The 14,483-nt window shown below is 65.9% G+C and carries 13 protein-coding genes; 8 read left to right on the top strand and 5 right to left on the bottom strand.

Features of this window, described 5'->3' with window-relative positions:
* Positions 1–68 precede the first annotated feature (68 nt).
* The 3 genes from ATL42_RS03795 (at position 69) to ATL42_RS03785 (ending at position 4,159) form a co-directional block, all read left to right on the top strand.
* Positions 69–1,880, top strand: a complete 1,812-nt coding sequence (locus ATL42_RS03795; protein ID WP_098454218.1) for an AMP-dependent synthetase/ligase — start codon at positions 69–71, stop codon at positions 1,878–1,880.
* 92 nt (positions 1,881–1,972) lie between these two features.
* A complete protein-coding gene (locus ATL42_RS03790) occupies positions 1,973–3,817 on the top strand; it encodes a DEDD exonuclease domain-containing protein (RefSeq protein ID WP_098454217.1) in 1,845 nt (614 codons plus the stop codon).
* A gap of 60 nt (positions 3,818–3,877) precedes the next feature.
* Entirely contained in the window at positions 3,878–4,159 is a 282-nt protein-coding gene (locus ATL42_RS03785) for an Lrp/AsnC family transcriptional regulator (RefSeq protein WP_098454216.1), read from the top strand.
* A 60-nt stretch (positions 4,160–4,219) separates the two neighbouring features.
* On the opposite strand, the gene trpD is transcribed toward ATL42_RS03785, so the two are convergent.
* A complete protein-coding gene (trpD, locus tag ATL42_RS03780) occupies positions 4,220–5,266 on the bottom strand; it encodes an anthranilate phosphoribosyltransferase (RefSeq protein WP_098454215.1) in 1,047 nt (348 codons plus the stop codon).
* Positions 5,263–5,691, bottom strand: coding sequence for a response regulator transcription factor (locus ATL42_RS03775; protein ID WP_098454214.1), 429 nt, complete (start codon positions 5,689–5,691; stop codon positions 5,263–5,265). Before ATL42_RS03775 ends, trpD begins: the two co-directional genes overlap by 4 nt.
* A 237-nt stretch (positions 5,692–5,928) precedes the next feature.
* Between ATL42_RS03775 and ctaE the strand changes: the two genes are divergently transcribed.
* The 5 genes from ctaE to ATL42_RS03750 all read left to right on the top strand — a co-directional run bounded on the left by ctaE (position 5,929) and on the right by ATL42_RS03750 (position 10,919).
* Positions 5,929–6,579, top strand: coding sequence for an aa3-type cytochrome oxidase subunit III (ctaE, locus tag ATL42_RS03770; protein WP_098454213.1), 651 nt, complete (start codon positions 5,929–5,931; stop codon positions 6,577–6,579).
* Positions 6,580–6,642: 63 nt separating this feature from the next.
* On the top strand, positions 6,643–7,422 hold the full coding sequence (gene qcrC / locus ATL42_RS03765; protein WP_098454212.1) for a cytochrome bc1 complex diheme cytochrome c subunit: 780 nt from the start codon (positions 6,643–6,645) through the stop codon (positions 7,420–7,422).
* A gap of 23 nt (positions 7,423–7,445) precedes the next feature.
* On the top strand, positions 7,446–8,453 hold the full coding sequence (qcrA, locus tag ATL42_RS03760; protein ID WP_245862080.1) for a cytochrome bc1 complex Rieske iron-sulfur subunit: 1,008 nt from the start codon (positions 7,446–7,448) through the stop codon (positions 8,451–8,453).
* Positions 8,450–10,162, top strand: a complete 1,713-nt coding sequence (gene qcrB, locus ATL42_RS03755) for a cytochrome bc1 complex cytochrome b subunit (RefSeq protein ID WP_098454211.1) — start codon at positions 8,450–8,452, stop codon at positions 10,160–10,162. The genes qcrA and qcrB overlap by 4 nt, the downstream gene beginning before the upstream one ends.
* A 130-nt stretch (positions 10,163–10,292) precedes the next feature.
* Positions 10,293–10,919, top strand: a complete 627-nt coding sequence (locus ATL42_RS03750; protein ID WP_098454210.1) for a superoxide dismutase — start codon at positions 10,293–10,295, stop codon at positions 10,917–10,919.
* A gap of 328 nt (positions 10,920–11,247) precedes the next feature.
* Here the strand turns inward: ATL42_RS03750 and ATL42_RS03745 are convergent, their stop codons facing one another.
* Genes ATL42_RS03745 through ctaC form a run of 3 tightly spaced genes read right to left on the bottom strand, consistent with a single transcriptional unit; the run spans position 11,248 to position 14,353 of the window.
* Positions 11,248–11,646 (bottom strand): cytochrome c oxidase subunit 4, encoded by a 399-nt coding sequence (locus ATL42_RS03745; protein WP_098454209.1) that lies wholly within the window; start codon positions 11,644–11,646, stop codon positions 11,248–11,250.
* Positions 11,646–13,439, bottom strand: coding sequence for an aa3-type cytochrome oxidase subunit I (gene ctaD / locus ATL42_RS03740; protein WP_098454208.1), 1,794 nt, complete (start codon positions 13,437–13,439; stop codon positions 11,646–11,648). The genes ATL42_RS03745 and ctaD overlap by 1 nt, the downstream gene beginning before the upstream one ends.
* Positions 13,439–14,353, bottom strand: a complete 915-nt coding sequence (gene ctaC / locus ATL42_RS03735; RefSeq protein WP_342748094.1) for an aa3-type cytochrome oxidase subunit II — start codon at positions 14,351–14,353, stop codon at positions 13,439–13,441. Before ctaC ends, ctaD begins: the two co-directional genes overlap by 1 nt.
* Positions 14,354–14,483 lie beyond the last annotated feature (130 nt).

Here is a 14,483-nt window from a genome sequence, read left to right as displayed (position 1 = left end):
CGTGCAACTGCACGTCCCGATCAGTGGGTAAGGTCTACCCACTGTCGACCACTGCCACTGGAGCCAGAATGGACGAGTTCTTCACCCCCGCCCTCATTACCGTCGATCCGCAGAAGAACCTCAACGACCTCCTCGCTGCGCGTGTGACCGCGGCCGGAGACCAGCCGCTCATGGAGATCAAAGACCCCGAGAGCGAGCGCTGGGCCGTTGTGACCGCGAGCGCCTTCGACGCCGAGGTCGTCGCCGTGGCGAAGGGCTTCGTCGCTCGCGGGATCGAGCCGGGCGACCATGTCGGGATCATGTCTCGCACCCGGTACGAGTGGTCGCTCCTCGACTGGGCGATCTGGGCAGCGGGCGCGATCACGGTGCCCCTCTACGAGACGTCCAGCGCAGAGCAGGTCGAGTGGATCCTCACCGACTCGGACGTCCGGCTCCTCGTGGTCGAGACGGCCGAGTACGCCACGACGGTCGCCGGGGTCAAGGTCCGTGCCCCACGGCTCGGCGAGGTGCACGTCATCGACGACGGCGGCCTCGACGAGCTCAAGAAGGCGGGTGCCGACGTGCCCGACGAGGAGATCGTCCGTCGCCGCTCCATCGCCCGGCTGGCTGACGTCGCCACCGTCATCTACACGTCCGGGACGACTGGTCGTCCGAAGGGCGCCGAGCTCACCCACGAGAACTTCTACTCCGTCACGATGAACGCGACCGCGAAGCTCACCGACGTCCTCCACTACGGCACGCGGCGCACGCTGCTGTTCATGCCGCTCGCGCACGTCTTTGCGCGGTTCATCCACGTCTTGGTCGTTCCCGCTGGCTCGGTGCTTGGTCACACGCCTGACACGAAGACGCTCCTGCCGGACCTTGCGTCCTTCAAGCCCACCTACATCTTGTCCGTGCCGCGGGTCTTCGAGAAGGTCTACAACTCGTCGGAGCAGAAGGCTGCCGCAGGCGGCAAGGTGAAGATCTTCCACTGGGCGGCGTCGACCGCGATCTCCTACTCGCGCGGGCTGGACTCCGCTGGTGGTCCGAGCCTCGTGCTGCGCCTCAAGCACAAGGTGGCCGACCTGCTCGTCCTCAAGAAGATCCGTGCGGCCCTCGGCGGTGACGCCCGCTACGCGGTGTCGGGCGGAGCGGCGCTCGGAGAACGGCTCGGGCACTTCTACCGCGGTGTGGGTCTCATCGTCCTCGAGGGATACGGACTGACCGAGACGACGGCCCCGTCGACCGTCAACCTTCCCGGTGGGAAGATCGGCACGGTCGGGCCACCGATCCCGGGCCACGGCCTGAAGATCGACGCGGACGGCGAGATCCTCATCAAGGGCCCGCACGTGTTCCGTGGATACCGCAACAACGACCAGGCCACCACCGACGCGTTCTCGGACGGGTGGTTCCGTTCGGGGGACATCGGGGCGATCGACACCGACGGCTACCTACGCATCACGGGTCGGAAGAAGGAGATCATCGTCACGGCCGGGGGCAAGAACGTCGCTCCTGCCGTCTTGGAGGACAGGCTCCGGTCCCACCCGCTCGTCAGCCAGGTCGTCGTCGTCGGTGATGCGCAGCCGTTCATCGGGGCGCTCATCACGCTCGATCCTGAGGGACTGCCCGGATGGCTCTCCAACCATGGGAAGTCCGCTCTGACGGTCGAGGAGGCGGTCGGTGACCCCGACGTCCTCGCGTCGATCGACGCTGCTGTCCAGCGCACCAACCGCGCAGTCTCTCGCGCGGAGTCGATCCGCAAGTTCAGCATCCTCACGACCGACTTCACTGTCGAGAACGGGTACCTCACGCCGTCTCTGAAGGTCAAGCGTTCGCTCGTCCTGACCGACTTCGCGCACGAGGTCGACGCGATCTACGCGGACGTCAAGCGAGTCGACTGACCTGAGGAGCCTTTGCTGGGTCGCCGTCTCGACAGCGACCCAGCAGAAGGCAGGATGGCGTCGATGTCGGTAGGTCCGCCTAGTCTCGGCACATGCGTCACGAATCATCCGTAGGAGCGTTCCGCTCTCTCCCTGGTGCACGGCAGCGGGGTCGTCAGATCACTCCCGCCAAGCCGGGCCTCCAGACGCCGCCAGACATCTCCGGGAGACCCGTCCAGCTCGGGCTGGACGAGCTGGGCACCCCGCTGCACGACGTGACGTTCGTGGTGGTCGACCTCGAGACGACCGGCGGCTCGGCGAAGGACTGCGAGATCACCGAGATCGGCGCGGTCAAGGTGCGGGCCGGCGAGTGCGTCGGGGAGTTCCAGACACTCGTCAACCCGGGCGTCCCCGTGCCGGCGTTCATCGCCCGCCTCACAGGGATCAGCACCGCCATGGTCTCTGACGCACCGCGGATCGAGGCAGTCGTCCCGGCGTTCCTCGAGTTCATCCGGGGCACGGTCCTCGTCGCGCACAACGCGCCGTTCGACGTCTCGTTCCTCCGGGCCGCAGCCGCCCGGTCGAGCTACGCGTGGCCTGGCAACCAGGTGCTCGACACGGTGGCGCTCGCCCGGCGCGTCGTCACCCGCGACGAGGCACCGAACCACAAGCTCTCTACCCTCGCGAACCTCTTTCACGCGACGGTCACGCCGGACCACCGCGCGCTGTCCGACGCCCGCGCCACCGTCGACGTCATGCACGCGCTCTTCGACCGCCTCGCGCCGCTCGGCATCACGCACCTCGAGGACCTCGCGACCGCCACCGATCCGGTGCCGCCGGATGTCCGTCGAAAGCGACACCTCGCGGACGGACTGCCCACAGGACCAGGTGTGTACATGTTCGTCGGCCCCGGGAGCGAGGTCCTGTACGTCGGTACCTCGACGTCGGTGCACAAGCGTGTGCGCAGCTATTTCACCGCATCGGAGAAGCGCGGCCGGATGGTCGAGATGATCCGGCTCGCTGAGTCTGTACGTGCAGTCCCGTGCGAGACGGAGCTGGAGTCGCGCGTGCGCGAGCTGCGGCTCATCACCGAGCACGCACCGCGATACAACCGCCGATCGAAGCACCCTGAACGGATGCACTGGGTCCGGCTCACGACCGAGGCCCATCCGCGGCTGACGATCGTGCAAGACGTCCGCCGGCGGACGACCGGTCCGAGCGAGCCGCACATCGGGCCTTTTACATCTCGTGGCCGCGCCCAGGAGGCTCTCGAGGCGCTCCAGGCGACGCACGCGGTCCGTCAGTGCGCTGCACGGCTCCCCGTGGTGCCGCTCGCATCGGCTACGGCGTGCGCGCTCGCCGAGATGGGACGGTGCAGCGCCCCGTGCGTCCCCCGTGAGAAGCGACCGACAGGCACCTCAGAGGCCGTGTACACCGTGGTGACCGAGTCGCTGCGTTCGACGATGCGCAGCGACTCGGGGCCCGTCGTCGCGGCTCTGTCCCGCAGGATCAAGGAGCTCGCTGGCGACGAGCGGTTCGAGGATGCTGCCGCGGAGCGTGACCGTCTCACGGCCTATCTCGCTGGTGCGGCACGCGCCCAACGGCTCGAGCCGCTGAGCGCGTGCGAGCAGCTGGTCGCCGCGCGCCCGTGGACCGGCGGCGGGTGGGAGATCGTCGTCGTCCGCCATGGTCGGCTCGCTGCGACCGCAGTCTGCCCACCGGGGAGGGACCCGTACGCGACCGTGGCTGCGGCGGTGGACTCCGCAGAGCACGTCGTCGCGCGCCCGGCCCCGGCGCCTGCGTGCCACCCGGAAGAGGCAGACCTTGTCTTGGCCTGGCTCCGCTCGCCCGGAGTCCGTCTGGTGAGCACGACCCTCCCCCAGACGTGCCCGGCGCGCGGCGCCGAGAGGTACCTCGTGAATATGACGACCGCCGGAGTCGTCTCCAGCGTCGTCTAGCGGCATGATCAGTGGGCGACGACCGGTCGCCGAACCACCCCCTGTCTCGAGGAGCGCACCATGCCCACCGCCATCGTCATGATCGACACCGACCACGCACTCATCCCTGAGGCTGCGACGGCTATCGCCAACGTCGAGGGCGTCGCCTCGGTCTACTCGGTCACCGGCGACGTCGACCTCATCGCGATGGTCACGGTCCACGACCACCACGACTTCGCCGACATCATCGCGGACAGGATCAGCAAGGTGCCAGGCGTCGTCCGGACCCGGACCTACCTGGCGTTCCGGGAGTACTCGAGCTCCGACCTGGACGCGGCGTTCGCCCTCGGGCTCGAGGACTGAGCCGCGGCAGAGTCTGCACCGGAGCCGCGCCCAGCACCAGGTCGACCTCCACGACGCGCGTCAGCCGGACGCTGCAGCCCACCGCGCGAGCACGTCCTGCGCGCTGCCGGAGTCGATGGACCGTGCGGCATGGACGAGGCCGTGCCCGAGCCGGTCGGCGAGAGCCCCTTCGTCGGTCCCGGCGAGAGAGCCGTCTGCCACGAACGCCGCTGCAGCATTGAGCAGGACGGTCTCCCGGACGGCCCCGACAGCTCCGCCGAAGACGTCGCGAGCGACGCCTGCGTTGAACTGGGCATCCGCGCCTCGTAGCTCGTCGAGAGTCACCGGCGTCACGCCGAGGTCGGCGACCGGATCGAACCGGTGGTGCGTGACGTCGCCGTCCCGTACCTCCCACACGTCTGACCCTCCGGTCGCCGCGAGCTCGTCGAGACCGTCGTCGCCGTGGAACACGAGCGCACGCCTGCCGCGCCCCGCGAGCACGCCGGCGACGAGCGGTGCCATCCGTCCGTCCGCGACGCCCACCGCGGTCGCGCGAGGTTGTGCCGGGTTCGTCAGAGGGCCGAGCAGGTTGAACGCCGTCGGCAGCCCGAGCCCGCTGCGCGCGGCCGCTGCGTGCCGCATCGCAGGATGGAACACGTTCGCGAAGCAGAAGGTGATCCCGACCTCCGTGGCCAGCTCGGCGACGCGCTGCGGGGTGTGGTCCAGCCGGATGCCGAGGACCTCGAGGACGTCGGCCGCGCCAGACGACGAGGACGCTGCACGGTTCCCGTGCTTGACGACCGTGAGTCCGGCCCCAGCGAGAACGACAGCCGCCATCGTCGAGATGTTCACGGTGTGTGCACGGTCGCCGCCTGTGCCGACGATGTCGACGCACGGTCCGTCGACCTCGAACCGCAGCGCGTGCGCGAGCATCGCGTCAGCGAGACCGCCGAGCTCCTCGATCGTCTCCCCCTTGGCACGCAGCGCGACGAGGAAACCCGCAAGCTGCACAGGCGTGGACAGGCCGGACATGACAGCGTCCATGGCCCACGAGGTCTCGTGCGTGGTGAGGTCGCGTCCCGCGATGAGAGCTGCTGTGAGATCCGTCCAGGTGAACAGAGCCGTCACCGCACAGCACCGTCCGCGACGCGCGCGAGGAGCAGGCTCCGTGCCGCGCGCTGCAGCTCGACCGGGTCGAGCGGTCGTGGGACGGCTGCGTCGGCGAGCGACCACGACGCGAGCCACGCGTCTTGGGGGCGCCCCGTGAGCAGGAGCACGGGCGGGCAGTTGAAGATCTCGTTCTTCAGCTGTCGGCAGACGCCCATCCCACCGGCCTTGTCCGTCTCGCCGTCGAGGATCATGAGGTCGATCCCGCCCTCGTCGGCACGCCCGACGACGGCATCATACGAAGCGACCTCGACCCAGCGCAGAGGTTCGCCACCGCTGCGCGCGACTGCGCCGACAGCTGATCGGACCGCCTCACGCACGGTCACGTCGTCGCTGTAGAGCAAGATGGTCTGCTGCCGGTCGGTGGGCGACGAAAGCGTGGACATGAGCATCCTCACGGTCAGGGGTTCGGACAAGGCCCTATGAGGCTACCGCTGCGGGTCACGCGCGGTCAGCCATGTGTCATGGCGACGCCTCCGGTGCTCTACGCCGGCGATCTTCGTGACAGTTCTCAGCCTTTCGTCATGAGAACAGCGGTGGATCGATCAACCTGCCGCCATTGTGAGATTTAGCGCCCCGATTGTTAGGCCTTAAGGCCCACACATGTGCCGTCGTCGGCCATAATGAATACCGTGTCGACTGCAACGGCTGTCCCCAGCGCCCAACTCCACGTGAGCGTGAACCGACCGAACCCTGTCTCGGTCGGAACCATCGTGTGGCTCGCGAGTGAGCTCATGTTCTTCGCCGGCCTCTTCGCGATGTACTTCACCACGCGTGCGACCATCCCAGCAGAGCAGTGGAGCGAAGGAGCGGGCCATCTCAACATCACCTTCTCTCTCATCAACACCTGCGTCCTCGTCGCGTCATCGGTGACGTGCCAGATGGGGGTCTGGGCCGCCGAGCGGTTCCAGCCACGTCGGACCGGTTCGATCTTCGCGATCAACCGCTGGGGCATGAACGAGTGGATCACTCTCACCTACCTCATGGGCGCCTTCTTCGTCGCAGGCCAGATCTACGAGTACTCAGAGCTGGTCTCGCACGGCCTGACGATCTCCTCGAGCCCGTACGGGTCCGTCTTCTACCTCGCCACAGGCTTCCACGGCCTGCACGTCGTCGGCGGGCTCATCGCGTTCCTCTTCCTCCTCGGACGCTCCTTCGTGGCCAAGAAGTTCGGTCACCACGAGGCAACGACGGCGATCGTCGTGTCGTACTACTGGCACTTCGTCGACATCGTCTGGATCGCACTGTTCTTTGTCATCTACTTCCTGCAGTAGACCGTCCGCGCCCCGCGCACCGACGGCTCGCACCATCCCCTGAACCGAGACGAGGATCCATCCGTGAAGGCACTCGCCGCCCGCCGACACCACCGGCTGATGCCGGTCGTGCTGCTGCTGCTGGCGCTGCTGGTCACCGGCGGCCTGTACGCCGCCCTGGCCCCTGCTCCAGCCAGCGCCGAGACAGCTACGACCGACGACATCGAGAGCGGTGCGAAGCTCTTCCAGGCCAACTGCGCCACGTGCCACGGGCTCGACGCGGAAGGCCGTGAGAACGCGCCATCCCTCATCGGCGTCGGTGCCGCAGCGGTGAGCTTCCAGGTCGGTACCGGCCGCATGCCGATGCAGTCGAACGGTGCCCAGGCGATCGCGAAGCCGCGCCAGTTCGACGAGGCCGAGACCGAGCAGCTCGCTGCCTATGTCGCATCGCTGGGCCCCGGCCCCTCGACCCCGACAGCCGAGCAGGTGGACCCCGAGCTCGGAGACGTCTCGAACGGTGCCGCCGTGTTCCGGACGAACTGCGCCATGTGCCACAACGCTGTCGGTGCCGGTGGCGCGCTCTCTGAAGGGAAGTTCGCTCCGTCGCTCTGGGAGACGACACCGACCCACATCTACGAAGCGATGCTGACCGGGCCGCAGTCCATGCCCGTGTTCAACGACGCGACGCTCACCCCCGAAGAGAAGCGGGACGTCATCGCCTACCTCGCCGAGCAGCGAGAAGGATCCGCCGGAGGCCTCGACCTCGGTGGAGTCGGACCTGTCAGCGAAGGCCTCTGGGTGTGGGTCGTCGGTATCGGAGCACTTATCGGGTTCTCCGTGTGGATCGGAGCAAAGTCCTCGTGAACGAGAACCAGAGTTCAACGAACGTGACCACCACGGGAGCGTCTACGACGCCAGACCGTTTCGTCGACCCAGGCATCCCCGCGCACCAGGAGCGGATGGCTGACAAGGACCCTGCCGCCTCGGCCCGGGCGGAGCGCCAGGTCGTCATCCTGTTCGTCCTCTCGATCATCGGCACGATCGCCACGATCGTCGTCTACTTCGCGATCCGCCCCGAGGGCACGACCGCCAGCGTCCGCAACGCCAACCTTGCGCTCGGCCTGGGGATGTTCCTGTCCCTCATGGGCATCGGTCTCGCAGCCGTCCACTGGGCGAAGACGATCATGTCTGACCACGAGCGGGTCGAGGAACGCCACGAGCAGCGCAGCACTGACGAGGTCCGCGCGGCCGCGGTCGCAGTCCTCAAAGACGGCGCCGACGACTCAGGCATCGCCCGCCGAGGAGTGCTCAAGGGCGCGGTCGTCACTGCGGTGGGTCTCTTCCCGCTGACGATCGCTGTGCCGCTCATCAGCTCGGTCGGCAACGACTGGGACGTGAGCAAGTTCCGCCACACGATCTGGACCAAGGGCACACGTCTCGCGACCGACCCTGCTGGGCGCCCGATCAAGGCGACGGACATGACCATCGGGTCTGTCGTGCATGTCATCCCCGACGTCCCGGAGGAAGAGCGGCAGACGCACCACTGGATCACGGAGAAGGCGAAAGCCATCGTCCTCCTCATCCGTCTCGACCCCGCCGACCTCAAGGAAGCGGAAGACCGCAAGGACTGGTCTCACGAAGGAATCGTCGCGTACTCGAAGATCTGCACGCACGTCGGTTGTCCTGTGGCGCTCTACGAGCAGCAGACCCATCACCTGCTGTGCCCGTGCCACCAGTCCACCTTCGACGTAGCTGACGGGGCCAAGGTGGTCTTCGGACCGGCGAACCGGCCGCTCCCCCAGCTGCCCATCGCCATCGACGACGAGGGCTACCTCGTCGCTCAGGACGATTTCAACGAGCCGGTTGGCCCGAGCTACTGGGAGCGACTGAAGTGAGCACATCCCCCACCGAGTCCGCCGTGGCTGGCACCGTGGACTACCTCGACCAGCGCACAGGCATCGCCGGCGCCGTCAAGGGTTTCGCCCGCAAGATCTTCCCCGACCACTGGTCGTTCCTCCTGGGTGAGATCGCCCTCTACTCGTTCGTCATCCTCATCATCACCGGTGTCTTCCTCACGATGTTCTTCGTTCCCTCGATGGGACTCGTCGTGTACGAAGGCCCCGTCGCCTCGATGAACGGTCAGCTCATGTCCGAGGCCTTCGCCTCGACGCTCGATCTGTCGTTCGAGGTCCGCGGTGGACTGCTCATGCGCCAGATCCACCACTGGGCTGCGCTGCTGTTCATGGCGTCGATCGTGACGCACATGATGCGCGTCTTCTTCACCGGCGCGTTCCGCAAGCCGCGCGAGCTCAACTGGATGGTCGGATTCCTCCTCATGATCCTCGGCCTCGCTGCCGGGTTCACGGGCTACTCCCTCCCGGACGACGTCCTGTCCGGCAACGGGCTGCGGATCACGGACGGTGTCGTCAAGTCCATCCCGCTCATCGGCTCGTATCTTTCGTACTTCATCTTCGGTGGTGAGTTCCCGGGCGAGGACATCATCTCGCGCCTCTTCACGCTGCACATCCTCGTGGTGCCGGGCCTAATTCTCGCTCTCGTGGGGCTCCACCTCCTGTTCGTCGTGCTGCACAAGCACACGCAGTACCCGGGCGGCGGCCGCACCGACAACAACGTCGTCGGCTTCCCGCTCTTCCCCGTCTACGTCGCGAAGGCCGGTGGGTTCTTCTTCATCGTCTTCGGTGTCCTCGCGTTCATGGGCGGCACGATGGCGATCAACAACGTCTGGAACTACGGACCCTTCGACCCGTCACCGGTCTCTGCAGGAGCACAGCCTGACTGGTACATGCTCTTCCTCGAGGGTTCGCTCCGACTCATGCCAGGCCAGACCGAGCTCGTCATCGCGGGCTACACGCTCTCGCTCAACGTCCTCATCCCGGCAGTCGTGGTCCCCGGCCTGTTGTTCACGTTCCTCGCGGTCTATCCCTTCCTCGAAGCGGCGGTGACGAAGGACAAGCGCGAGCACCACGTCCTCGATCGTCCGCGCAACGTCCCCGTCCGCACGGGGCTCGGCGTCGGCTTCCTCACAGCGTTCATCATCCTGGCTCTCGCTGGGTCGAACGACCTCATCGCGACGCACTTCTCGCTCTCGATCAACTCGATCACCTGGGTCTTCCGTATCGCTCTCTTCGTGGCCCCGGTGCTCGCGTTCTGGATCACCAAGCGCATCTGTCTCGGACTGCAGCGCAAGGACCACGAGCTCGTGCTCCATGGGCACGAGACGGGACGCATCGTCCGGTTCGCGAACGGCGAGTACATCGAGGTCCACAAGCCCCTCGCCGACGAAGAACGCTGGTTGCGCGTCAACTACGACGCACACCGCCCGCTCGAGATCGAGCCCAGAGAAGATTCCCGAGGGGTTCGCCGTAAGGGGTTCCGCAAGGACCAAGCGCTCCAGGCGCTGTCAAAGTTCTTCTACGAGGACCGTGTCGAGCCCGTCACGCCGCTCGAGCTCGCCGCCGCACACTCTCACGGCGAGCACGACCAGCTCAAGGGGCACGCGAGCGACTCAGCCCTCGCGATCGTCGGACCCGATGGCACAGGAGTCGACGATCACTCGCTGGACGACCGCGAGCAGAACCACTGAACTTGCTGCACAGTAGGACGATGACCCGTGATCACCTCCCCGCCCAGGCGGGGTCCCGATCGCGGGTCATCGGCTTTCTCAGTAAGCCACGACGGCTCCGTCGTGGAAGATCTTCCAGGAGGACATAGCAATGGCTGTCTACACCCTGCCGGACCTCGGATATGACTACGGCGCACTCGAGCCGCACATCTCCGGCCGGATCATGGAGCTGCACCACTCCAAGCACCACCAGGCCTACGTCACAGGCGCAAACACTGCGCTCGACAAGCTTGCAGAAGCACGCGAGAACGGCGACTTCGCCGCAGTGAACCTCCACTCGAAGAACCTCGCCTTCAACCTGGGAGGTCACGTCAACCACTCGGCTTTCTGGACGAACCTCTCCCCCACCGGAGAAGGCGAACCGATCGGCGACCTCGCCGCCGCGATCAGTGAAGACTTCGGCTCGTTCGAGTCCTTCAAGAAGCACTTCGCTGCCGTCGCAGCCGGCGTGCAGGGCTCCGGCTGGGCGATCCTCGCCTGGGACTCGATCGGCCAGAAGCTCATCATCGTCCAGCTCTACGACCAGCAGAGCAACATCGCACTCGGGCTCACCCCCATCGTCCTCCTGGACGTCTGGGAGCACGCCTACTACCTCGACTACCAGAACGTCCGCGCCGACTACGTCGCGGCCTGGTGGAACCTCGTGAACTGGAGCGACGCTGACGCCCGCTTCACGCGTGCACGCACACAGACCTCAGGCCTCATCGTCGCAAGCTGACCGCTTCTCACCAGGAGAACGCACTGGTGGCGCCGTGAAGCACTGACCGTCGCCATACCGAGCATCACGATGCCGCGTAGACGCATGTCATCTGCGCGGCATCGTCATGCCCCACGACCACGACAGGCTCACACTTGCACCGGCAGGCACGGGGCACCCTGCCTGCACCGGGCTGTGCCCATGCCCATGCCCATGCCCATGCCCATGCCCATGCCCCACCGCACACAGGCCCTGTCTGTTCTCCGGAGGGAACCACACGCTCGGTAGACCAACGCAAAGGGCCGGTCGCCGCATCTGCGGCAACCGGCCCTGATCGATCCTCTAAGGATCAGTGCGCGTGCTGGCCTCGGGAGAACTCGAACACCCATCCGACGAGTGCGATGACGGACAGTGCAGCCCCGATGCCGAAGATCCACCAACCGACCGCAAGACCGAGGAAGGTGATCGCAGCACCTGCGGCGATCGCCAGGGGCCACCAGCTCCACGGAGCGTAGACGCCCTGCTCGCCGGCGCCCTGCTCGATCTCACCGAAGGGATCGTCTTCAGGCCGCTCGTCCATGCGGCGGGCTGTCGCGGCGAGGTACCAGCCGACCATACCGACGAGCAGTCCTGTGAGGAGGAGCGTCACGGAGCCTGCCGGCTCCCAGTCGCTCCAGAACCCGTAGACGAGGAACACGAGGAAGAAGAAGGGGAACATGTACGAAAAGAGCTTGCTCTCGATCTTCATCAGACGTCCTCCTCGTTCTTGCGCGTGTCGACTAGGAGGTCTGTGGCGCTCTCCAGCCGCTGGGCGCCGTTCTCCTGCTCGCCACGTCGGTCCGGCTCGCCGTAGACCTTGTCGAGCAGCGTCGGGTTCGGGGCCTGGTGGTCCATGGCTGCAACCTCAGGGTGGTGAAGGTCGAACGCAGGTCGTTCAGACCGGATCCGCGGGAGCGAGGCGAAGTTGTGGCGCGGCGGCGGGCACGACGTCGCCCACTCGAGCGACGCACCGAACCCCCAGGGATCGTCGACAGTGACCTTCGGAGCGCTGCGCCACGTCACGTAGACGTTCCACAGGAACGGCAGCGTGGAGGCAGCGAGGACGAAGGAACCGATGGTCGAGACCTGGTTCATCCAGGTGAAGCCCTCTTCGGGCATGTAGTCCGCATACCGTCGCGGCATGCCTGCGACACCCAGCCAGTGCTGGACGAGGAACGTCATGTGGAAACCGACGAAGAGGAGCCAGAAGTGCACCTTGCCCAGACGCTCGTTGAGCATCCGTCCGGTGAACTTGGGCCACCAGAAGTAGAACCCCGCGAACATCGCGAACACCACGGTGCCGAAGACGACGTAGTGGAAGTGGGCGACGACGAAGTAGGTGTCGGAGACCTGGAAGTCCATGACGGGGCTCGAGAGGATGACTCCCGTCAGTCCACCGAAGAGGAACGTGACGAGGAATCCCAACGACCAGAGCATCGGGGTCTCGAACGTGAGCTTCCCACGCCACATCGTGCCGATCCAGTTGAAGAACTTCACACCCGTGGGGACCGCGATGAGCATCGTCATGAAGGAGAAGAACGGCAGGAGGACAGCACCGGTCACATACATGTGGTGTGCCCACACGGTGACGGACAGCGCCGCGATCGAGATCGTGGCGTAGACCAGGCCCTTGTATCCGAAGATCGGCTTCCGACTGAAGACCGGGAGGATCTCGCTGACGATGCCGAAGAACGGCAGAGCGATGATGTAGACCTCGGGGTGGCCGAAGAACCAGAAGAGGTGCTGCCAGAGGATCGCTCCCCCGTTCTCCGGGTTGAAGATCTGCGCTCCGAGGCGACGGTCGGCGCCGAGCGCGAAGAGGGCCGCCGCGAGCGGCGGGAACGCCATGAGGATGAGCATGCTCGTCACCAGCGTGTTCCAGGTGAAGATCGGCATGCGGAACATCGTCATGCCAGGCGCGCGCATCGTGATGATGGTCGTGATGAAGTTGACGGCGCCGAGGATCGTGCCGAATCCCGTCAGAGCGAGCCCGAACACCCAGAGGTCTCCGCCGAGGCCCGGGCTGAAGGTCGTGTTCGACAGCGGCGCGTACGCGAACCATCCGAAGGAGGCTGCACCCTGCGGGGTGAAGAAGCCCGCGGAGGCGATGAGTCCGCCGAAGAGGTACAGCCAGTAGGCGAACATGTTGAGCCGCGGGAAGGCGACGTCAGGTGCACCGATCTGGAGCGGCGTGATGATGTTCGCAAAGCCCGCGAAGAGCGGGGTCGCGAACAGCAGCAGCATGATCGTTCCGTGCATCGTGAACAGCTGGTTGTACTGGTTCGTGCTCTGCACGATCTGGAGTCCGGGCTCGAACAGCTCGGCCCGGATGACGAGGGCCATGAGCCCACCGATGCAGAAGAACACGAACGAGGTGATCAGGTACATGTACCCGATCGTCTTGTGATCGGTCGAGGTGACCCACTTGATCACGGTGCGACCGAGGGTCTGGCGTCCGGCGGAGAGGCCAGGGACTGCCTGTGAGGCGGCGACGGCATCCATCAGTTGTCACTCTCCGTCGTAGCCGTGGATTCTGGGTGCTGCTGGCGGTTGAGGTCGAGACCGAGCTGCCCTGTCTGACCGATGTCCGCGAGACGCTCCATCTCTGCGTCGAACTCTTCTACAGAGACGACCTTCACGTTGAAGAGCATGCCGGAGTGGAAGTCGCCGCAGAGCTCGGCGCACTTGCCTGCGTAGACGCCTTCGCGCAGCGGTGTCACCTGCCAGATGTTCGTGCGGTACGGCACCATGTCCATCTTGTCGAGGAACGCGGGGATCCAGAAGGAGTGGATGACGTCGCGCGACTCGATCTGAAACTCGACGTTCTGTCCGACCGGCAGGTAGAGCGTCGGGAACGACTCGTCGGTTCCGACGCCACCGAGGTCGCCGGTGATCGTCCCCGGCTCGATCGCGTGCTGGCCGGTCTCGTACACACCCTCGTCGAGGTAGTTGAAGTCCCAGCTCCACTGCTTGCCGATGACCTGGACGGTGAGGTCCGGCACGGCCGAGGTGTCGCGGATGTCAGACATGTCTCGCTGCGTGAAGAAGAACAAGACGCCGACCATGACGATCGGGACCATCGTGTACATGATCTCGAGCGGCAGGTGATAGCGCGTCTGGATCGGCAACACGTTGTCGTCGCGACGCTTGCGGTAGACCACGACGCACCAGAGCATGAGAGCCCAGGTGATCACACCGACGACGAGCGCGGCGGTCCAGGAACCCACCCACATGTTCGTGATGGTGTCCGTCTGGTTGGTGGTGGGTCCGTCTGAGTACCCAGGGAGGAAACCTCGCTGAGCCTCTGGGGCACATCCGGAGACGGCAAGGGAGACGAGCGTGGCGGCTCCTGCGAGCCTGCCGATCGTTCGCCTGCTGCTGGTGGGGCGTTCCGAGCGCAAAGGATGGCCTTTCACTACACGTCCTGGCTTGACCCAGAAGAGGGCAACACCCAGGACCTTCGTCCTCGACAACTCGAATCGTATCGCGCCTTGGCGGCCCACGAGGCACCAGGCACGCCTCGGAAGTGTGAGAAATCTGCCGTTT

This window comes from Sanguibacter antarcticus (genome assembly GCF_002564005.1).
Classification (GTDB): Bacteria; Actinomycetota; Actinomycetes; order Actinomycetales; family Cellulomonadaceae; genus Sanguibacter; species Sanguibacter antarcticus.
This window is presented reverse-complemented; position numbering and strand designations above follow the sequence as displayed.